The organism is Shewanella sp. CAL98-MNA-CIBAN-0140, from assembly GCF_040309905.1.
GTDB lineage: Bacteria > Pseudomonadota > Gammaproteobacteria > Enterobacterales > Shewanellaceae > Shewanella > Shewanella psychromarinicola.
The window spans coordinates 101,224-121,325 of the sequence record NZ_JBEOPI010000007.1; the positions used below are offsets into that span (position 1 = coordinate 101,224).

General features: G+C 40.5%; 20 protein-coding genes, 1 other RNA gene and 1 pseudogene. 10 read left to right on the forward strand and 12 right to left on the reverse strand.

The features are described from left to right. Positions 1-9 precede the first annotated feature (9 nt). From aceB to AAEY93_RS05590, 4 genes are all read right to left on the reverse strand, one after another. Positions 10-1,662, reverse strand: coding sequence for a malate synthase A (gene aceB, locus AAEY93_RS05575; RefSeq protein WP_351075357.1), 1,653 nt, complete (start codon positions 1,660-1,662; stop codon positions 10-12). Positions 1,663-2,773: 1,111 nt separating this feature from the next. Continuing rightward, on the reverse strand, positions 2,774-4,516 hold the full coding sequence (locus AAEY93_RS05580; RefSeq protein ID WP_124011999.1) for a tetratricopeptide repeat-containing diguanylate cyclase: 1,743 nt from the start codon (positions 4,514-4,516) through the stop codon (positions 2,774-2,776). A gap of 50 nt (positions 4,517-4,566) precedes the next feature. Then, positions 4,567-4,779: a hypothetical protein gene (locus tag AAEY93_RS05585; RefSeq protein ID WP_101032415.1), complete on the reverse strand. Its 213-nt coding sequence runs from the start codon at positions 4,777-4,779 to the stop codon at positions 4,567-4,569. Between the two features lie 350 nt (positions 4,780-5,129). Then, positions 5,130-5,966: an SAM-dependent methyltransferase gene (locus AAEY93_RS05590; protein WP_124012000.1), complete on the reverse strand. Its 837-nt coding sequence runs from the start codon at positions 5,964-5,966 to the stop codon at positions 5,130-5,132. 312 nt (positions 5,967-6,278) lie between these two features. On the opposite strand from AAEY93_RS05590, the gene AAEY93_RS05595 reads away from it, so the two are divergent. Next, complete coding sequence (locus AAEY93_RS05595; RefSeq protein ID WP_101032417.1) at positions 6,279-6,782, forward strand: outer membrane protein assembly factor BamE; 504 nt, start codon at positions 6,279-6,281, stop codon at positions 6,780-6,782. Between the two features lie 162 nt (positions 6,783-6,944). On the opposite strand, the gene AAEY93_RS05600 is transcribed toward AAEY93_RS05595, so the two are convergent. Further along, positions 6,945-7,280 carry an RnfH family protein gene (locus AAEY93_RS05600; protein WP_101032418.1) on the reverse strand — a complete coding sequence of 112 codons (336 nt, stop codon included), beginning with the start codon at positions 7,278-7,280 and terminating at the stop codon, positions 6,945-6,947. After that, complete coding sequence (locus AAEY93_RS05605) at positions 7,273-7,707, reverse strand: SRPBCC family protein (protein WP_101032419.1); 435 nt, start codon at positions 7,705-7,707, stop codon at positions 7,273-7,275. The genes AAEY93_RS05600 and AAEY93_RS05605 overlap by 8 nt, the downstream gene beginning before the upstream one ends. Positions 7,708-7,957: 250 nt before the next feature. On the opposite strand from AAEY93_RS05605, the gene smpB reads away from it, so the two are divergent. The 5 genes and pseudogenes from smpB (at position 7,958) to AAEY93_RS05630 (ending at position 11,338) form a co-directional block, all read left to right on the forward strand. Continuing rightward, the gene (gene smpB, locus AAEY93_RS05610) at positions 7,958-8,449 is read left to right on the forward strand and encodes an SsrA-binding protein SmpB (protein WP_101032420.1); all 492 of its coding nucleotides are present in this window, start codon (positions 7,958-7,960) and stop codon (positions 8,447-8,449) included. Between the two features lie 162 nt (positions 8,450-8,611). Continuing rightward, positions 8,612-8,967, forward strand: a transfer-messenger RNA (tmRNA) gene (gene ssrA, locus AAEY93_RS05615). Positions 8,968-9,926: 959 nt separating this feature from the next. Next, a pseudogene (locus tag AAEY93_RS05620) lies at positions 9,927-10,046 on the forward strand (SEL1-like repeat protein); the annotation flags it as partial. A gap of 48 nt (positions 10,047-10,094) precedes the next feature. Beyond that, positions 10,095-10,649 (forward strand): tetratricopeptide repeat protein, encoded by a 555-nt coding sequence (locus AAEY93_RS05625; protein ID WP_351075362.1) that lies wholly within the window; start codon positions 10,095-10,097, stop codon positions 10,647-10,649. Positions 10,650-11,101: 452 nt separating this feature from the next. Continuing rightward, the gene (locus tag AAEY93_RS05630) at positions 11,102-11,338 is read left to right on the forward strand and encodes a hypothetical protein (RefSeq protein ID WP_351075364.1); all 237 of its coding nucleotides are present in this window, start codon (positions 11,102-11,104) and stop codon (positions 11,336-11,338) included. A gap of 42 nt (positions 11,339-11,380) precedes the next feature. Here AAEY93_RS05630 and AAEY93_RS05635 read toward each other — a convergent pair whose 3' ends face one another. From AAEY93_RS05635 to AAEY93_RS05650, 4 genes are all read right to left on the reverse strand, one after another. Then, complete coding sequence (locus tag AAEY93_RS05635; RefSeq protein WP_101032423.1) at positions 11,381-11,725, reverse strand: zinc ribbon domain-containing protein YjdM; 345 nt, start codon at positions 11,723-11,725, stop codon at positions 11,381-11,383. A 202-nt stretch (positions 11,726-11,927) separates the two neighbouring features. Then, positions 11,928-12,119, reverse strand: coding sequence for a ribbon-helix-helix protein (locus tag AAEY93_RS05640; RefSeq protein ID WP_124012009.1), 192 nt, complete (start codon positions 12,117-12,119; stop codon positions 11,928-11,930). 158 nt (positions 12,120-12,277) lie between these two features. Then, complete coding sequence (locus AAEY93_RS05645; RefSeq protein WP_164839586.1) at positions 12,278-13,600, reverse strand: leucine-rich repeat-containing protein kinase family protein; 1,323 nt, start codon at positions 13,598-13,600, stop codon at positions 12,278-12,280. A 255-nt stretch (positions 13,601-13,855) separates the two neighbouring features. Then, positions 13,856-14,899 carry an alkene reductase gene (locus AAEY93_RS05650; RefSeq protein WP_124012011.1) on the reverse strand — a complete coding sequence of 348 codons (1,044 nt, stop codon included), beginning with the start codon at positions 14,897-14,899 and terminating at the stop codon, positions 13,856-13,858. Between the two features lie 144 nt (positions 14,900-15,043). Between AAEY93_RS05650 and AAEY93_RS05655 the strand changes: the two genes are divergently transcribed. After that, complete coding sequence (locus tag AAEY93_RS05655) at positions 15,044-15,631, forward strand: TetR/AcrR family transcriptional regulator (RefSeq protein ID WP_124012012.1); 588 nt, start codon at positions 15,044-15,046, stop codon at positions 15,629-15,631. Between the two features lie 113 nt (positions 15,632-15,744). Here the strand turns inward: AAEY93_RS05655 and AAEY93_RS05660 are convergent, their stop codons facing one another. After that, complete coding sequence (locus tag AAEY93_RS05660; RefSeq protein ID WP_124012013.1) at positions 15,745-15,990, reverse strand: TIGR02922 family protein; 246 nt, start codon at positions 15,988-15,990, stop codon at positions 15,745-15,747. Positions 15,991-16,412: 422 nt separating this feature from the next. Here AAEY93_RS05660 and AAEY93_RS05665 point away from each other — a divergent pair, with 422 nt between their 5' ends. Further along, positions 16,413-17,135 (forward strand): YebC/PmpR family DNA-binding transcriptional regulator, encoded by a 723-nt coding sequence (locus tag AAEY93_RS05665; protein ID WP_351075368.1) that lies wholly within the window; start codon positions 16,413-16,415, stop codon positions 17,133-17,135. A gap of 539 nt (positions 17,136-17,674) precedes the next feature. Here the strand turns inward: AAEY93_RS05665 and hpf are convergent. Continuing rightward, positions 17,675-18,031 (reverse strand): ribosome hibernation-promoting factor, HPF/YfiA family, encoded by a 357-nt coding sequence (gene hpf, locus AAEY93_RS05670; protein ID WP_124012015.1) that lies wholly within the window; start codon positions 18,029-18,031, stop codon positions 17,675-17,677. 436 nt (positions 18,032-18,467) lie between these two features. Between hpf and AAEY93_RS05675 the strand changes: the two genes are divergently transcribed. Together AAEY93_RS05675 and AAEY93_RS05680 are read left to right on the forward strand one after the other, a co-directional pair. Further along, positions 18,468-19,118, forward strand: coding sequence for a DsbA family oxidoreductase (locus AAEY93_RS05675; RefSeq protein WP_351075369.1), 651 nt, complete (start codon positions 18,468-18,470; stop codon positions 19,116-19,118). Between the two features lie 453 nt (positions 19,119-19,571). Continuing rightward, positions 19,572-20,006, forward strand: a complete 435-nt coding sequence (locus AAEY93_RS05680; RefSeq protein ID WP_124012017.1) for an OsmC family protein — start codon at positions 19,572-19,574, stop codon at positions 20,004-20,006. The last annotated feature ends 96 nt before the right edge of the window (positions 20,007-20,102 follow it).

Genomic DNA, 20,102 nt, shown 5'->3' on the forward strand with positions numbered 1-20,102 from the left:
ACTGGCGTATTAAGCCGTTAGCAGTTCATATCCTGGTAATGTTAAGAAATCGACTAGCTCATCTGAAGTGGTAATTTGCTCGAACAGCCCTGCTGCTACAGTGAACTTGCCAGCATTAAAACGTTCAGCACCGAGCTCTTTCTTCACGTTGGCCATTTCTTCTTTCAACATGTCTTTAAATAATGTTTTGGTGACTAATTTGCCATTTGATAAGCTCTTGCCGTGTTGGATCCACTGCCAAATTGAAGTGCGCGATATCTCTGCTGTAGCAGCATCTTCCATCAAACCGTAAATCGGTACGCAACCATTACCCTGGATCCATGCTTCGATGTACTGCAAAGCAATGCGGATGTTCAAACGCATTCCCGCTTCCGTCTTCTCTCCATCGCAAGGCTCAAGTAATTCGCTGGCTAAAATCGGCGCATCCACATCACGGGTAATATGCAATTGATTGGTTCTATCGCCACCAATATAATCATTAAAAATTTTCATTGCGGTGTCGGCTAAACCTGGATGAGCAACCCAAGTACCATCGTGACCATTTCGGGCTTCTAACTCTTTATCGCCACGTACTTTTTGCAATACGAGTTCGTTAGTCGCTTCATCTTTGGCTGGAATAAACGCCGCCATACCACCCATCGCTAATGCGCCGCGTTTATGGCAGGTTTTAATCAGTAAGCGTGAATAGGCGCTTAAAAACTTAGTGTCCATGGTCACGGCTTGACGGTCTGGTAACACACGATCAGGGTATTTCTTTAATGTCTTAATATAGCTAAAGATATAGTCCCAACGACCACAATTAAGCGCGACAATGTTCGAACGAAGCTCATAAAGGATCTCCTCCATTTCAAACACCGCAGGTAAAGTCTCAATTAAACACGTACATTTAATCGTGCCAGGCTGTAAGCAAAAACGCTCTTCCACAAAGGCAAAGACTTTCGCCCACCAACGCGCTTCCAGATGGCTTTCTAGCTTAGGAATATAAAAGTAAGGTCCTGAGTTGTTAGCTAACAGTTGGCGATAGTTATGATAAAAGTACATTGCGAAATCAACTAAACCACCAGGAATAGGTTTACCTTTGTATTCAATGTGTTTTTCAATAAGATGCAAACCACGTACACGTGCAATTAATACTGCTGGGTCTGGATTAAGCGAATAATGCTTACCTGTTTCTGGGGCGGTAAAATCAATATCACCACGTACGGCATCACGAAGGTTAATTTGACCTTCTACAATCTTTAGCCAGCTTGGTGCTAAGGAGTCCTCAAAGTCAGCCATAAACACTTTTACATTGGCGTTCATCGCGTTGATGATCATTTTACGGTCAACGGGACCAGTAATTTCAACACGTCGGTCAGTTAGATCTTCAGGCATGCCGCGAATAGTCCAATCACCATCACGTATCGCACGAGTTTCAGGTAAAAAGTCTGGCAACTCACCGCCATCAATACGGGCTTGTTTATGTTGACGTTTACTTAACAACTCAGGTACTTCATCAACAAACTTTGCGCATAACGAATCAAGGAAAGTCACGGCGCCAGAGTTAAAGACCTCGTCTTGGCCGTTGACAGTGGGACCAATAAACGTGAGATCGGTTTTAAGCGAATCATCAGCATTTGCTGTGGACTTACTGTGTTGAGCTACCAATTGTTCTGCCGTCATATTTGGCTCCCTAAGTGCTATCAGTGTTGATAGTGCTATATGTGTTGATGTTGGTTGTCATGCTTCATTACTTAAACAGGCTAGTTATTGCTATCACTCACATTGAATCGTAAAGCTAAGCACCACTATCACGGCTTACGCTTAAATGTTTCAAATCAAGTTCAATAAAGAGTATGCAAATAATAGTTAACTGAAGCTGATGGTTAACCTGAAAGTTAATAATACAAACGTTCAAATGTTTGTTTCGTACTAAAAACTAACCAAAAACGTTTGTAATTGCAACAGTTAATACTTTACCAAACTGCCTTAAACACAGTGTCGACGATCACACAAATTGGTAATACCAAAGAATTAAAACCAATTAAGCTAATGATTAATATTAACTTTAATAATTAGAGCTTATACTTTAAATGAGTGGGTATAAATTCATCTTACCAATTGACCAGCAAACTGAAATAGTATAAAAGCTTGTAATTTAATTACCTGATGTAAATATAAATTTACATAACTTTAGTCTACATTGTTGAATTAAACAATTTGATAACGTTTTTAACTTACCTATACGTAACTGCATTTTATTGTTTAAAAACAGGATACTAAACTAAAGCAGTCAACTCAAAAATTTAAACAACCGTTTTAAATTTACGTTCACGTAAACGTTATAAAAAAAGACATTAGGACGTTTAAAAGTGTGAGTTACGTCACCCGATCAACAAGATCAAGCAGATTGGTCTGTTTTAAATAAAATTAAATTTTTTTTTAAAAAATGAAAAAAGTTCACGAATGGGGCAATAGAGAACCAAAATGGTGCAGTCGAAAGTATTAAACAGCGGTGATCGCAACGCTACGCTCACTGCATGGCAGTTATCGACTTATCGATAATTCATCAACCATTTCTAGCGTGAACAGAGTCATGCTTATACGCTACGTGGCGGGAAAAATTGAGAAAGCGTTGAGAAAGAGCTAACAAAGAGAGTCATAAGGTGGGCGGTTAATGTTTGCTACAAGGGGGCTTGATAGGATTTTGCTTTAAGCAACTTGGGGCAGAGACTTTACCCTCTTAACCACAACAGCTGGGGGCCGATTTTAGCCGCAATGACATGGGGTGCTATCATAAGCCTGATTCGATTATTGTCAGCTTGTCTGATGACGGCGGTTTCATGGTGTCGTTGTAACATACCGCACAATTTCGACCGTTATGTTTGGCCTTATAAAGGGCTAAATCGGCACGGTGAATTAATGGATCAAGGCTTAAATCATTTTTATCGACACTGCTAATGCCACAACTGATGGTAACCGTAAAATCGTGGCCAGAGAAACGAGTGTTAATATTGGCAACTTCACTGCGGATCTGTTCGGCTAAATCAGCAGCTATATTTTCAGTCTGCTTGGGCATAAAGATAGCAAACTCTTCCCCGCCCATTCGAGTAAAAATATGAGTAGAGTTCAACATATCACCAATCACATGAGTCACCTTTTTTAATACCCAGTCACCGGTGGCATGGCCATATTGATCATTAATATTTTTAAATAAGTCCAAATCCATCAACATAACTGAGAATGACTCGCCAAGCGTTTGAGCTTGAATGAATTCATTTTCCGCCATCTCTTGTCCTGTACGGCGGTTAAAAATCCCCGTTAATCCATCTCGCTGCGCTTGTTTCATAAATTGATTACGTTGCAACCAAGCAGATACCAATAACAATAATAAACCAACAGAAAGACCCACAAGTAACGTTGAGATCATGATGGAGGAGCTTTTTTCCTTCATGACTAAATCTTTTTGTTTTATCAGTAACTCGTGATCTTGGATCAAACTGGTATTCTCACGATTTTTTTCAACGCTATCAAAGCGGGCCATTTGATAAGCATTTTCTTTTACTTTCTGTTCATCAAGCAATTGCTTAGCCAGTGCAGAAGCGACAACTTGATATTGGTACGCTTTATCAAAGTGACCACGTTTACCTGCAATCAAAGAAAGGACTTCATTAACACGCTTTTTTACTTGCATGTTACTGGGTTTATTAGGTAAAGCATTGACTAATTGGGCAAACATTTTAGCTTGTTGGTAATCGCCTGAATGAAAATAAATAACGCTTAAATAAGACTGTATTTCATTTATTTCAACTTTAAATTTAAACTTTTGGTAGCGTTCTAAAGCCACTAGGTACAAACTTTCGGCTGCCGCATATTGTCCTTTATCAAACAGCACATTGCCTTGCCCCTTAATAGACATAATCTCAATTAAAGGAAGGCCATGATCTTTACAATACACTCGGGTGTCTTTGAATAATGTTTCAGCTTGATCAAAGTGCTGTAATTTTAAATGCGCTACAGAAAGGAGTAGCATTGAAAAACATTGATTTCGTGGATCTGCACCCTGGTTTAAACTCAGTGCTAATTGTGAAATTCGTAGCATTTCGTCATAAGCACCGAGTTGTAAGTACACGTTCGACAAGCGATTATAAGACTTTATTTTTATGCTGTTATCTTGATAATTTTCGATACGAGAAAAATTTTCCTCTAAGAGAGAAAAAGCTCGTTGATAGTTTCGCTGCGCTATATTTACGGTAATTTTAAATAAATAAATATTTGTCAGAACTTCCCCTGTTGGGTTAAACGTTAACGCTTTATCTAATGCCTTATCCGCTTCAACAAAATCGCCCAAATAAATATACTTTGCACTTAATAACCCATACAAACGACTGTGTTGTTGAGCCGTTAACAATGACTCAGAAGATAATGCAGCATCAATTTGTTCAATGGCTTGATTAATATCAGTCTGCAATGACTTTTCAATAGCATCTAAGCCTTTATCATAATCAATGCTAGCGGCAATCGCCGTACAGCTCAAAAACGATACAAAGATTATAAATATGTAGGGTAATTTTTTTAACAAAATAACTACTCTGTTGGATTTAGCACAATCAAATACATCGCCATTTCTTTGTCGCCGGACAACTGGCTGATGCGCGTTTTGTCGCCAGACATTACCGCTTCAATCTCTTCTTCTGTTAATCCATTTGATTTCATTACGCCGCGAGGATCACGCTTATATGCTTCTAATAGCGCAGCATTAGTCCCCAGTTTAGTAAAAAATGTACTTATGTTCGACATGTTATTGCTCTCTATTTTAAGAATTTATTATAGTTTTTTATTGTTAATTCATAATCATAATGACATAACAGGTTGCAACTCAACACCTAAAGAGCATGCTACTGATTTAGCTAGCGTTCATAAGCTGGAGTGTACTTTACACTCCAGTGGAATTAACAACAAACGGTGCTAGTTGTTACCCTTACATTAGCTGACAATTTCAATGAGCCATATTCTAAATGTGCCGATTAACATTGGCAAAAGGGTATTCCATCATTGCTGCATCCATATCCAGCTTTATAAAAAAATCGTCATGTTAACCATAATAACTCTCTTATTGTATCGTATAATCTTTTAATTTTAACAGTCACTTACCCCATATCTAATGCTGTTATGCCTAATTTAGCCAACATTTCATGGTTAAGAGTGATTTGGCTCGCAGGAGGGATCAATAATGTGCTAATCGTCGTTAACCTAGCCTCTGGCAATGCCGACAGCGATATACGCTCTATCACTGGTGATTGAAATGGCAAATTTGCTGCTTCATATATAATCACTTGATGGTTAAGCGGATACCACTGAGATAAATGTTCAACCAAAACCTGCAATCTCGCTTCAGTGGTACTAAATTGAGTCAAGGTGTGTTCGCCAGCAAGGGCTATCTGCCAAAGTAACAGGTGCGTGGTAGGATCAGGGACATGGTGATAAAGCATGAATTGAGTAGCCTCAAAGCTTTGGTGACCACTATTGCCAGGATCGATGCCTAAATCGGCCCACAAACACGCTTCGGCTGAAATCCCCGGTAACATGCTCGCGTCGTAACCTTCAGCACGGGCTTGTTTAATGGATAAATGCGCCACACAAGCAAACACCCCTGGGTGCCCATATAATGCGCACACAACTAATTTCCCTAGGCGCACTTCATCTAAAACGGCATTGATCATTTCAGCATAAGTATCACGGCGATTTTTTATCTCATCGTGTTGAGCATAGTAAACTTGTAGTGAACGCACATCAGCATTAAGCGACATCAGCCACCGTTCAGAAAAACCATCGGGCACTAACGAAAACACCACATCAGCATGTTCAATATAACTCAAACTTAATAAGCCTATTTGCCCAGCAAGCTGTAACCCGGTTCCAACACAAATAAGCTTACCTTGGTTTGCACTAGCTAATGTTGTTACCTGCGATGGATGAATAGTCATGGTGGTTTCTTATTATTGTAATCACTACAACTTATATAAAATATAAATTATCAGTGACTTATACATAAATAGCATTTGATATCGACAAATATTAGCTCGAGCGTTTTAAATCGAACAATTTAACAACATCTTACCAACATTTCTGCTGTAACGATAAATAAAAATGAAAATTTACTATAAATTTATTTCTCCGAAAAATGGAACTTAGCGCGCTAAATTGACTCAAAGCCACAACATCTTCTAATAGCCCCTTGTCAGCATAGGGACAGCTTGGGTATGATGACCGACAGAATTTAGGAAGTAGCGCAGACAATGATAAACAAAAAACAAAGTCTTACCCTTGTAAGCGCAGTAGCGCTTTCATTATCTCTTAGCGGATGCAGTGTGTTTGATTGGTTGATTTATAAACCAGACGTGCCGCAAGGCAACTACATGGAAACACAGCAAGTCGATAAACTTCGTATCGACATGACTAAAGAGCAAACCGAATATATTTTAGGTCGCCCAGTATTGCGCGACAGCTTCTCCGATGACACTTGGTATTATGTGTATCATTTCAAAAGTGGTCGAGATGCTAGCATTACCCATAAAGAATTGATTATTCACTTTAATGGCGACAAAGTTTCCAGTGTTGTGGGTGATTATGACCTCAGTAACGATTTTAATACCCCGCTTGGGCAAAGCTCATTACCCTCGGTCAACCAGCCTGATCTTAAGCCTTTATTACCTGAAGTTCGCCCAGATGCGAAACCTTTGGTTGAAGAGCAACGTCCGACGTTAAAAAATCAAGCTAAAACCGATAATGAAGCGTTATAAGTCAAATGCCACCATGTGATTTAAGCAAAAAAAAGCAGGACCTCTATTGAGGAGCCTGCTTTTTTTTTGCTATATAGCTCATCTCTTAGCCCGAGTTGAGATTGATTAACCTTAGTTCGGCATAAGGGCGGTTTGATAACCGTTTAGTATCCTAAGCGAAGGTTAGTTGACTTTGGCACCGGTAATTTTATTAATACGACCTTCATCTTTGGCCTTTTCGGCGCGCTTACGACGCACATCTTTAGGATCTGCAATTAACGGGCGATAAATTTCGACACGCTGCCCAGGAACGAGCACTTCATCATGTTTAGCCTGACGGCTAAATACCCCAAGCTTAACCTCTTCAAGGTTAATATCAGGAAAAAATAGCACCATATCACTTTGCTTAACGGCTTCAATAAATGTGGTTCCTGGCGACACCATAATCGGAATAATTTTCTGTTGTTTTGGCAATGCATAAATAACATCTACCGAGAATTTTTCTGTTGCATTAATCACGATAAATCACCTTTGCCCTGTCGGTAAATGCCATCACCATCGACGACATTAAATCCTTAAATACCTTACCAAACGCCATATCAACAAGCACACTAGAAAATTCGAAGTCTAAATCGAATTCAACTTTACAGGCATCTTCAGTCAGCTCGGTAAATGTCCACAAGCCATGCATATACTTAAACGGGCCATTTTCCAATTCAAGTGAAATCGATTTGGCGCGAACAACTTGATTGCGCGTGGTAAATGTTTTACTGATCCCCGCTTTACTGACATCAACCGAAGCCACCATGGTTTTACCATCAAACTCAAGCACCTTCCCCCCAACACATCCGGGTAGAAAAGCATGATACGATTCAACATCATTGACTAAATCATACATCTGTAAGGCACTAAATCTAACCAGTACATTCTTGGAAATCTTGGGCATCTGACATCACTATCCTTAATACAATAGCCCGATTTTATCACGTTAAACAAAAAAGGCATCTTTGAGAGTGTTAAATCACGTTGGAAATAACACAATCACTAAGAAACTGGGTATAATCGTTGAAAGATCAAAAATCTCCCCCATATCTATTAGTTAATAGATTAACTTAATAGAGTTTATCAAATGGGCTCACTGCGGGTTGTCCAGCACCATCCTTCAGGTCAATAACGGCAATCAGACGGTAATAACTATGGTAAAAAAGAAATCAGCAAAAAATTCCTCAGCGAGCATCGCACGTAATAAACGCGCGACCTTTGAATACCGCATCGAAGAAAAGGTCGAAGCGGGATTACAACTTATGGGCTGGGAAGTTAAGTCCATTCGTATGGGGAAAGTCAACTTATCTGATTGTTATGTATATATTAAAGAGGGTGAAGCCTTTATGCATGGTTGTACTATTCAACCACTTAATACCGCTTCAACCCATGTAATATGTGATCCCATCAGAACAAAAAAACTGCTATTAAAGCGCAAAGAAATTGACAAACTTGCCGGCCTAATTGAACGTCAAGGCTACACCTTAGTGCCATTATCAATGTACTGGCGTAAAGGCGCTTGGGTAAAAGTAGAAATAGGTTTAGGTAAAGGTAAAAAAGATCACGATAAACGTGAAGACACCAAAGAACGCGAATGGAAAATTGAAAAAGCGCGTGTCATGAAAAAAGACAAAGAGAACGCTTAATCTCATCAATAGACCTTTGAAGTGAATAACACTGATAAGTCTTTAACTAACAGAGCTCTATTACGAAGTTGAGCCTATTACGAACAGATAGTGAACAAACGATTATATTTTGTTAATGGACGCTAGGTATTCATCTAACAACACGCTATAGTTAACTCAATTGGGGGCGATTCTGGATTCGACAGGATTCACGAAACCCAAGGAGCATGTCGAGGGGCGGTTGGCCTCGTAAAAAGCCGCACCGTTATAGTTGCAAACGACTCTAACTACTCTCTAGCAGCTTAGGCTAGCTAGCCATCAACCACACGTTTCGCACGTGGACAGTGGATTCTGATGGTCATATTACAGTGTGCTAGCGAGGGAACTCCGTCCGGGGGTGAACCGCGAAACAGTACCGGACTCACCAAGTAGCATCCTGTCTTTCGGAGACTGCTTGGTTAAATAAAAGAGAGACTAAACATGTAGTGCCGAGGATGTAGGCTTTCTGGACGCGGGTTCAAGTCCCGCCGCCTCCACCAATTTATAGAAGGGCTTAGCAGCAATGCTAAGCCCTTTTTGTTTGTCTATTTTTGGGTGGCAACATTTTATACTTCGATTAACTGGTCGTAATCATTCAATTTAAAAAATAACATCAACGTCGTGGCGCTTCGCCCACACCAGACCAAGAGGAAATCAACGGCTATTCCCTCTTGGAACTCCCAGCCGCCCCGCAACATTTTCAAACAGCGAAAAGGTCGCCATGGGGTCAGATCCAGCTTTTAACCTCATTTGAATCTTGCCTCGGTCTTATTCGAAAATGCTAACGCTTCCGATAGGCCATCCTTGGCCAACGAAAGCTAGCCTGACGTCCTGTCAGGCTCACGCTATTTTCTTCAACGTCCTCAAGTTCAGAGTTGAATTTGTCCCTTTTAAAGTCAGTATATCTGACACGTTTATGCCCCAAAATGTGTTAGTAGCCGATTTTAAATGTCACTAATTTATTCAATAAATCCTGCTACAGACATACTCCCTACAAGCTGTAAATGTACAGTTATAATTATTCCCTAAGAATTGGCCACTATTAGCGATGCAAAAATCAGCTCAAATGGCATCGATAAATTAGCGTGTAAAAATATAACATCTATATTTCAACAACTTAATTTTCCATGTGTAGTAGCAATAGACCCTATAAATATTCTTGTCCAATTTTGCGGAATGACTAACCTGGAATTCTTAGATGATGATGATGGATTAGTCTATTTACATCAATAGGTTACATTGATATATTTAATGAAAGTGAAGTAGATATTTATTCAAGACGCTGGATGATAGCCTGTTAACTTCGTGAGGAGACAATAAAATCAAAGTTTTAAATATTATTTTATCTTTAGTCATTTTTAGCGCTGTTGTTGAAGCTGACTATAAACCTCCTGCTGAGGAGTCCAGTCAAGGAATCACAGCTTCGGTTACTGTTGAGGCTGCTTCCAAGCTGGTAGATATTGAAAAATTAAAAGTCTGTGCGGGAACAAATCCTTATTGTTCATTATCTTTAGGGGTTTTCTATTTATATGGGAAGGGAGTAGAGAAAAACTATCAAGCAGCATTTGAACTTTTTTCTTTTGCTGCAAAATATGACATTGGTAGTGCACATTTTCATATCGGAATTATGCATAAAGATGGCTCGATAGCCGGTAAGATTGATTTTATACAAGCATTTGAAGCTTTTTCTTCTGAAGCTAGTTTAGGAGATCGCCCTTCGCAGATCTTTTTGGCATCAGCATATGAAACTGGAGAAGGCGTTAAGATTAACTATAAAGAAGCTCTTAAGTGGCATTTGGCCGCCGCACAAGATAACGATACAGAACAGCTCAAAGTCTGTGATTATTATACAAATGGTTGGGGAACGAAAATAGACTACAAAAAATCGTTTGAGTATTGTAGGCGAGCATCAATAAATGGTAATGCGGAAGCAACGCAAAGATTAGCCAATCATTTCTATAGAGGATGGGGCGTTGAGAAAAATATAATGAAAGCCTATAGTCTCTTAATCGTATCGAAAGAACTAGGCAATACTTCTGTAGATAAATACCTATCTTACATTAAGACTTTGTTGTCAGAAGATGAAATACTCAAGTCACAAGGGGAAGTTGAGTTTTGGCTTGAAGAAATAACTATCAAGGAATTGCAAAATATCCATCTAAAAAGGACGTCTGGACTTTAGAATTAAGCTTTACTAAAGTTTAAAACAGCCATACTTCGTCTAACCCAAACAAGCATGATTAGAGTCATAGTCCTAAAGCGTTTATGCCCCAAAGTAAGTCAGCTAATTAGATTTGAGCTTTTCCTCTTTAGCTTTTACCTATAGACAACTATGCGGCTAAATCGAAGAGAGTTAAATTACAGGTGTAGATGAGTCAGCGAGTATCCAAAACAGGGATGTTTTGGTTAAGCCCACAGGGATGTGCTCGTGGCGTCTCGCTTAATCATCTGCACATCAGCATGCTGCAGGCAATAAGTTCAAATGAAGCTACGTTATAAATCAAGCTAAACCAATACCAAGTAAGCTGAGTTAATTAATACCTCAAACTCACTTTTGTCCAAAAGTGAGTTAGAGCGCTTAGTTACAAACAAGGTTGAATCGAAGATAACTAAACGACAGGTGCAATCGCGGCTGTGACCATCGAGAACGCAGAGCGCCCATGGATGGGTTTACAGCGTGTCACAGAAGTGATTTCACTTGGGGATCACCACTGGGCAAGCATGCGTTCGGGCATTTCTAAACAATATACCTTTGGAACAACAAGAACCCGTTCAGGTGTGGCGGCGGGACTTGAACCGGTGTCCATAAAAAATCCCCGTTGGCATTGCTGCCTGCGGGGATTTTTTGTTAATCAGCCTAAAGCTGATTAATGGTCACTTACATGTGATTTACTATGTTCTGCTCAATCGTTATTAGCTTTGTTTTTTAACAAACTTTGATTTCAGCATCATTTGGCCATTGCCATCGACTTTACAATCGATGTCGTGGTCGCCATCGACAAGGTGGTTAATCACGGCTTTGGTGCCAACTTTAAGCACTAGCGATGAGCCTTTGACTTTAAGATCTTTGATTAAGGTGACTTTGTCGCCTTCTGCTAATAAGTTGCCGTTGGCATCTTTTAAAATGATAGCGTCTGGATCAACCACTTCTTCATTTGGGTTCCATTCATTAGCACATTCTGGGCAAATTAATAATGTACCGTCTGAATAAGCGTACGGAGACTCACATTTTGGGCATGGCGGGATTACATCACTCATATCTTTACTCTCTGTGTTCTTGGCAGTTGTCGAACATGTTAATAGCGCTAATACGCAGTTCGACAGGCTTTATCGATTGGCGTGAGATAGAAAAGTATCTACCCTGCCGAATATTGTAATGGCATTATAATGCTATTATCACAAGTTGACTACCCTAGGCAGTGCAGCAACCGAATTAACTTAACGATAGTGTAGACCAACGTTAGCTTTTCACTTGTGGATTGGGACGACTTTGGCTATCACTAAAACTCACATCGTGCTTTTGCAGATATTCACGAATAAGCTGACGAGTGACTTGTGATGGCGTGAGATCTTGAGCGGCACACAGCTGCTCAAATGCCTGCTTTTTTAACGGGTCCATTAATACGGTAAAACGTGCAGTTTTATTTTCCACTGTGGGCGAGCCTTTAATGACAACATGATAATTTGATTGTAATGCAGTGTGTTGATAAAGGCCATATTCTGTATTGGTTATTTACGCTGAAATTCATTCGAACTCAGGCGTCATTAGGTTGATTTACCTAAATGAGCCTTAACTCGAATGTTTATGGTTTAAGCAATACTCGCTATACGCGGTAACAATGTATTAAAGCACGGTCTGGACGATACATCATCTAGCAGGCAATCTTGCACTACCTGGCGCAACATCGTGGCTTGTGACGTATCTGGGTTATCGATGAGGTTTAGCATATCATCGACCAAATAACCAAACGCCCTAACCTCAATCGCTTGGATTAACTGCCGCCGCTGTGGGGTAAATTGTTTTAAATTTGATGCCGCGCCAAAATCGCCAAATAATACATAATCGTCTTGGTTTATCATGATGTTGTGGGCATAAAGATCACCATGGCTAATGCCATTTTGATGTAAATGAGCCAAAATATCAGCCATTTGGCTAGCAATATAAGTAATGCGCTGCCAAGTAAATACCGTTTGCGGCTCAAAAGTGTCGCGGCTACAGGTTTGCAACGACGGTGGTAAACCTAAATTGCCGAAGCTTGGCGGAATAAGTTGCATCACTAAGCCCAGTTGATCGGGCTGATTAATTTGTGCCACCACATTAATTAAATTAGGGTGTTCACCCGCGGTTAGGCAGCAATCAAGCTCATCTGCTGGATAACCGTCACTGGTGATCATACCTTTAAACAGCTTAATGGCGATATCTACGTCGCTGCTAAAGTGGCTAATGTTTGAGTTTCCTGCATGGTGACCTGCTTGATAAATTAGCCCAGATGCACCCTGACCGAGCAACTGACCTAAGCTAAATTGGCGTAATGGCACGGTGGGAACTCGAGTATTGTCGCAATGTTCAACATGACTAAATGCATTACCCGCAAAAGCCAGCCAGGCTAAGTTAGGTAATTGAAATAACCACTCAGGTAAATCGGTAAGCTGGTTTGCAGATAAACGAATAAGTGCCAATTGATGGCAATTTGCCATGCTAGCGGGTAGCGAGGTGAGCCTATTACCTGCTAGTGCCAGCTTCTCGAGGCGATAACATTGACCTAAACTGTCAGGCAACTGCTCTATCTGGTTGTCGGTTAAGATTAACCAGCGGGTTTGTTTTGGAATGGCACTGTCTGGCACGCTGCGGATTTGATTGGCTTTAAAACCTATCATCTCTAAATTAGGACATTGACCTAATACTGCTGGCAGATGATCAAATAGGTTATTAGACAAAAATAGGATTTTAAGTTGATGCAAGTCGGCAAAGTTAGCCGGCAATGACGACAATTGGTTGTTGCTAAGATCAAGTACTTCTAAGGTATCGGCTAGCTCAAACAAGTTAACCGGAAACTCAGTGAGTTGTGCTGCGATATTGACCCGTTGATAACCCAGTAACAAACCATCGTTTAATTGTTGCAGTGTTTGCATCATGCATCTCTTTGCCTAAAATTGCCGACATAGTAATAGACAGCACTCACTGAGACAAATTTCTGACAAAAAAAAGACCACAGCAAAAGCAGTGGCCAAGACGGAAACTAAAAAACACAAATTGGGGTTGATAATTTTAGCGCCACTTCTCACACATAAAATAGCTGTTAGAAGTGGATTCCTACAAAATACGTTTAACTAACCTCTACTGAAGTTAATAACGCAAAAAACAACAAACAAAAAACAAAAACAAGGTTAAATCAATTCAGCTAACATAGCGCCGTCGTAGCTGACTAATTCAACGCCATCACGTATTTTTGCTACGTAATCAGGATTGGCAATAAATGGACGACCAATAGCCAGTAAATCAAACTTGTTCTCGCTAATCGCTGTGCTACCCGTTTCAGCAGTGTAGCTACCCACACCCACTAACGTACCGGTATAAACACTGCGCATATAAGCCGATATACTGCCACCTAAGTAATCAAACTGCATTGAGTCGTCAAAAATACCACCATGTAAAAAGGCTAAATTTCGTTTCGCCAACTCAGGTAATAAATAGTCAAAAACATCACGGTCGCGAGGATCTGCTGCCATATTGAAATAGGCGCCAGGAGAGACTCGAAGAGCGGTGCGATCTGCGCCAATTCTGGCAACCACAGCATCAACCACTTCTAAGGCAAAGCGAGACATGTTTTCTGGTGTTTGACCGTATTCGTCTACACGACGGTTGTTATCATAGTGTAAGAATTGGTCAATTAAATAGCCATTTGCACCATGAATTTCGACACCATCAAAGCCAGCATCAATTGCGTTTGCAGCGGCTTGGGAATAATCAGCTACTAATTGCTTAATATCGTCTACCGTGGCGGCCTTTGGGGTTTGATAAACCAATTCGCGCATTCTAGGCACAGTGCCTTCCACGACTTGTGCTGAAGAAGATAATACATCGCCACCACCAAAAAAGTGCGGGTGTGCAACACGGCCGGTATGCCAAAGCTGAGCAAAGATTTTACCGTTATTTTTGTGTACGGCATCGGTAACGACACGCCAGCCATCAATTTGAGCCGGGGTAAATAAACCTGGGGTATTTGGGTAGCCCTGGCCATCTGGACGAATAATTGTCGCTTCGCTGATAATAAGACCCGCTTCAGCTCGGCGTGCATAATAATCGGCAATCATCTGTGTCGGCACAAGGTCATCATCTGCCATACAACGCGTTAATGGTGCCATTAAAATCTTGTTTGATAATGTTAGGGTGTCGTTAAGTTTGTAAGGGGTAAATAAACTCGCCGTCATGTGATAATCTCCTTTCTTGAATATGCGTTCAAGATTAATCTTATTTGAATACACATTCAAGTAATTTTTGAATAGTCGAGCTATTTTAGTTAGACTAAACCGAAATGAGTTATCACGCTTTGTTGTTACCAGAAGTGACAGAATATGAGACATGCTGAATTTGATAGAGAAAAAGTATTAAGAGCAGCCATGAGTGCTTTTACGGTGAACGGTTATGCCAAAACCAGCATGCAGGATCTTACCAAAGCCACTGGCTTACATCCTGGGTCAATTTATTGTGCGTTTGACAATAAAAAAGGCTTACTGCTTGCAGCCATAGGTCAATATCAACAAGACAGAGGCCAGCAATTTCAGCAACTGTTTACTGATGAAAACTCGATAATAGACAACTTACGTCGATACTTGGATAGCATTTTACAGGAATGCTTAAGTTGCGATGCTAGCCAATCATGTTTATTAACTAAAACACTCAGTGAAATGGGCGAGCAAGATGACGATATTCGCCAAATGTCGGCCCAATGTTTAGCCACTTGGCATGGCTCATTAGTGCAAGTATTCGAACAAGTAAAAGCAAAAAAATTAATTCCTGCCGACAGCGACTGTGATTTTTTAGCCCAATATATGATGATGGGAATATATGGGATGCGCACCATCGCTCATACCAATCCTAGCAAAACGCTATTGCAGGCGTTAGCGGATAAACTGCTCGATGATTTACTACGATGTGATTAGCATTATTATTTCATGCTAAACAACATAAAACGTGCATAAAAAACACCAAAAAAGCATAAAAAAAAGACACACTCGGTGTCTTCTTGGTTATGTTAGCTTGATGACTACTATCTTTAGCTCACGACACGTTGTGAAAAAACACGTTCACCCAATGAGTTAAGTATTTTGCACTCGCCTTCTAATACCGCAATAATCGATTTACCTCGGCGAAACGACTCAGGGATAATTACGCGTCCACTGTGACTGACTTGCAGATCGGTCATCACAGCATTATGCATTTCTAAGCCAACAGGGGCTTCGTAATACAAAATAGTCACTGTCGGATTTGAAGTTTGACCTTCGGCAGATACAGATTTCATATTCGGACTCTCATTTCAACATACTGATTCAGTGTAGAAATGATATTGATAATGTCACTTATCAACACATCTCAGAGTAAAATGGATGAACCAATAGACTCTTTGTACTGAATTCATCCAGGGAGAGAAGTCCTTTCTCATTATTTTTATATTTTGGTTTTAAACAACCTTTTACAATTAAATCGTATTTTAGATTTATTATCGATGGTAGGCGTTTAAACATGAACTTAACACATTTGATGTGTAAATATGAATAGTGATAGCCTAAAAGTATGACGTGCTAGATCTAAATTCTATAATACCTATCGGGTTATCAAGCCTATTTATGTGAAATTTAGAACCAGCACCTAAACAGCACAACTTATTCCTGCTAGAATCGGTGACAATTTTTAGCCTTAAACATTTAATAAAACGAGATTAAGATGGGCAGAGCATATCAAAATAAAAAAGAGGACATGGCGAAAACCGCTGGCCAAAAGACACGTATTTACTCACGTTATGGTAAAGAGATTTATATTTGCGCTAAAGGTGGCGTTGACCCAGAGGGCAACTTAGCCCTACGTAGCTTGATCGCCCGCGCGAAGAAAGATCAAGTTCCGGCACACGTTATTGAACGTGCCATTGAAAAAGCACGTGGTGGTGGTGGTGAAGATTATGATACCGCCCGCTATGAAGGTTTTGGTCCTGGCGGATGTATGGTTATTGTTGACTGTTTAACTGACAACAGTAACCGCACATTTACTCAAGTTCGCCAAGCGTTTGTTAAAAATGATGCCAAGCTGGGCGGCCCTGGTACTGTTGGCCATATGTTCGAACATCAAGCAGTATTTGTGTTTGATGGTGATGATGATGAAGCCATTTTAGAACTGCTTATGATGGCTGACGTCGACGTTGCCGATGTAGAACTAGAAGATGGTATCATCAGCGTATTTGCGCCAGTATCAGAGTTTAATAATGCCCGCACTGTGTTAATTGAAGCCTTTCCTAAGATTGACTTTAAGGTAGAAAACTTAGCCTTTGTGCCACAAACCATGACTGAACTGACTGGTGAAGATATTGAAAATTTTGATAAGTTCTTAGCGGCTCTTGATGATTGTGATGACGTGCAACACGTGTATCACAATGCTGAGATTGATGAAGAATAAATCAAACTAGAACGAGAGACTATAAAAGCCTAGGAACTAGATCGCTTCGCTGCTAGATCCTATAACAGAGATGACAAGCGCTGACAGTCGATGGCAAACCAAGAGCCTAGAACGCTGCTAGTACGCTACGCGGCTAGAGACTATAAAATCTTGGTAGCTAGCGATAACGAGCGATGACATCCGATAACAAGCCAAGTGCTAGACCGTTCTATCCGTGAGCGTAGCGTTCGCTTGTTATCGTTTCCTAGCAGGACGCAGTCCGCCCTAGCAGCGAAGCGATACTAGCAGGACGCAGTCCGCCCTAGCAGCGAAGCGACTCTAGCAGGACGCAGTCCGCCCTAGCAGCGAAGCGACTCTAGCAGGACGCAGTCCGCCCTAGCAGCGAATCTATACTAGCAGGACGCAGTCCGTCCTAGCAGCGAAGCGATACTAGCAGGACGCAGTCCGCCCTAGCATCTAGCCTTCTTACCTTTACCGAATCAAACAAAAAAACGCAGCTTAAGCTGCGTTTTTTGGCGTCGTTTAATAAACGATTTTGGTTAGCGTAAGTCCATTTCTTGAACTTTTTCGTAGGCGATTTCAGGCGCAGTGACATCTGGTTTTTCATGTAAATCTGCTTTTAATTGGCCTTTACGATGCTTTAGTGCCGCATCTAATTTTCTAGCGGCGCTCGTAATAGCCGGATACATGACTAAATCAGTACCTTTAGCTGCAATGCTAGTTCCTTCATAGTTAGTTCTAATTTCAACATCATACTCACCATGCTCTTTAGCAATGATGATATCTAGCGAGATAAGCGTGGGAAAATGGTTAGCTATTTTAGCGAATTTTTCATCTACGTGTTGTTTGACAGTATCCGTAACATCAACATGGTGACCAGAAAGATTTATTTTCATAGATTGTCCTTAAAAGAATTTACTTGCCAAATTTATCGCGTGTTACAACTGCATGCTGACATAAATAGGCTTGTTGTACAAATGCAGGCTGACATATTTAGACATGGGACATGAGCTTTGTGTCACAAGTACTCAAGTCTACAAAGTGTTTTATATCTACTTGTGAACTTCAACTACTATGCCATTAATAAAAGTTGATTAAAACGTGCATGGGGTATATCAAACTGACCTAACCCTTACTTGATTAAACACCAGATTACTGATTAAGTATAGACACAATTTAGTGACAAAGGTTGCAACTTTTGGGTTGTTTACACAAGTGATTACAAACCAAACAAATAATTACTAAAAGCAGTTGTTTTATAAACAACTATACATTTTTTGCCTGTTAAGGCTTATATAAATGAAACCGAATTAATCATTAGAAAGGATAATTATGGCCACTAATCAACTCCAAATCGATATTATTTCAGACGTAATGTGCCCTTGGTGTATTGTCGGCTACCGTCGTCTTGAACAAGCACTAAGTCAATTTAATGATTTAGAGGTTAAAATACAGTGGCATCCGTTTGAACTTAACCCCACGATGGGGCCAGAAGGTCAACACTTAGGCGAACACATTGCTGAGAAATACGGTTCAACACCGGAGCAAAGTGCTCAAAATCGTCAACGATTAACCCAAATGGGTGCTGATTTAGGCTTTGAATTTAATTTTTCTGATTCATCACGCATTTACAACACGCTACTTGCCCACCAGCTGCTGTATTGGGCTGCAGAGTCAGGTAAGCAAACCGAATTAAAACTGGCTTTATTTAGCAGCTACTTTACTCAGCAGCAGAATCCCGATGACATTGAAGTCTTAATTAATATTGCCACGCAGGTTGGCTTAGATGCCGATGAAGCTAGAGTTGTACTCAGCGACAAGCGCTATGAAAAAGCCGTTAAAGAAGCAGAGCAACTTTGGATCAGTCGCGGGATTCAAGCTGTGCCAGTTATAGTGTTTAATCAGCAATATCTAGTGTCTGGGGCACAAGAACCCGCCACTATTGCTGAATTGATCACCAAGCTGACCACCGAAGAAGCTTAATTGGTTTACCTCACCTCAACTCGGGTTAAAAAATGGGGAGAATAAGCTAACATCGGAATAATTGATTATCTCAGTTTAAAACCCAAACTGAGTTTAGTGAGCCTCAGTGGGCAACTCATGGCGTTCACATAGACTGATTTATCTTTATAGCCCTATTTAAAGCCAAACTGTGGCTAAATAAACAAAACCAGCGCAAGCTGGTTTTTGTTTATTTAAAGAGATAGGCGTAGCCTCTTTGCCCTCGGTTTTAAAATTCGTGATATCAAACCGAACAGTAGCTTGCCTGTAGTGAATAGATGCCATTTTTATATCTGTTTTCTCGAGCGAGTCCATGGACATTCAGCTACGCTTGGTGTTGAATCAACAGATGTTAGTTATCGTTTAAGTCAGCATCTATAAACGGTATGTTAAATCGTTATAAATACCACTATTAGGTGGTTTTGGGAGTACAAAATGAGCTTTAAATTAACGGTGAATTGGCAATCTTCACCAAGTGAAGACGGTGAATTTAATCGCGACCATGAGGTGAAATTTGGCAGTGGACAAACGATCCAAGCCTCGTCGGCATCAGAATACAAAGGCAATGCAGACAAAGTTAACCCAGAAGAAAGCTTACTAGCAGCTTTGTCGTCGTGCCACATGTTGACCTTTTTAGCGATTGCCCATTTAAAGCGACTGCCAGTGACCCATTATGTTGATAATGCCACCGCTGATTTAGGTAAAAATGATGCCGGTAAAGTCGCCGTGGTCAAAATGACGCTTGAACCCAAAGTCACTTTTGCTGAAGGGATTGAAGTAGACCAAGAGACATTGGCAAAAATTCATGCCAAGGCCCATGCAAACTGCTTTATTGCCAATTCATTAGCGTGTGTAGTTGAGATAAAATAGCGCAAGCGTAATGGTTGCAATAGCTTCATATGCCCGCGCAACATAAGTACATTGAACCCATATCTACAAAAACCCCAAGTAATCACTTGGGGTTTT

Bases quoted from the DNA above. Each gene is read 5' to 3' on its own strand.
- AAEY93_RS05590 (WP_124012000.1), bottom strand. From the start codon at position 5,966: ATGACTATTCATCCATCGCAGGTAACAACATTAGCTAGTGCAAACCAA.
- AAEY93_RS05660 (WP_124012013.1), bottom strand. From the start codon at position 15,990: ATGAAATCTGTATCTGCCGAAGGTCAAACTTCAAATCCGACAGTGACT.
- AAEY93_RS05645 (WP_164839586.1), bottom strand. From the start codon at position 13,600: ATGCAAACACTGCAACAATTAAACGATGGTTTGTTACTGGGTTATCAA.
- AAEY93_RS05650 (WP_124012011.1), bottom strand. From the start codon at position 14,899: ATGACGGCGAGTTTATTTACCCCTTACAAACTTAACGACACCCTAACA.
- AAEY93_RS05675 (WP_351075369.1), top strand. From the start codon at position 18,468: ATGGCCACTAATCAACTCCAAATCGATATTATTTCAGACGTAATGTGC.
- AAEY93_RS05595 (WP_101032417.1), top strand. From the start codon at position 6,279: ATGATAAACAAAAAACAAAGTCTTACCCTTGTAAGCGCAGTAGCGCTT.
- aceB (WP_351075357.1), bottom strand. From the start codon at position 1,662: ATGACGGCAGAACAATTGGTAGCTCAACACAGTAAGTCCACAGCAAAT.
- AAEY93_RS05680 (WP_124012017.1), top strand. From the start codon at position 19,572: ATGAGCTTTAAATTAACGGTGAATTGGCAATCTTCACCAAGTGAAGAC.
- AAEY93_RS05655 (WP_124012012.1), top strand. From the start codon at position 15,044: ATGAGACATGCTGAATTTGATAGAGAAAAAGTATTAAGAGCAGCCATG.
- AAEY93_RS05635 (WP_101032423.1), bottom strand. From the start codon at position 11,725: ATGAGTGATGTAATCCCGCCATGCCCAAAATGTGAGTCTCCGTACGCT.
- smpB (WP_101032420.1), top strand. From the start codon at position 7,958: ATGGTAAAAAAGAAATCAGCAAAAAATTCCTCAGCGAGCATCGCACGT.
- AAEY93_RS05605 (WP_101032419.1), bottom strand. From the start codon at position 7,707: ATGCCCAAGATTTCCAAGAATGTACTGGTTAGATTTAGTGCCTTACAG.
- hpf (WP_124012015.1), bottom strand. From the start codon at position 18,031: ATGAAAATAAATCTTTCTGGTCACCATGTTGATGTTACGGATACTGTC.
- AAEY93_RS05585 (WP_101032415.1), bottom strand. From the start codon at position 4,779: ATGTCGAACATAAGTACATTTTTTACTAAACTGGGGACTAATGCTGCG.
- AAEY93_RS05665 (WP_351075368.1), top strand. From the start codon at position 16,413: ATGGGCAGAGCATATCAAAATAAAAAAGAGGACATGGCGAAAACCGCT.
- AAEY93_RS05625 (WP_351075362.1), top strand. From the start codon at position 10,095: ATGCATAAAGATGGCTCGATAGCCGGTAAGATTGATTTTATACAAGCA.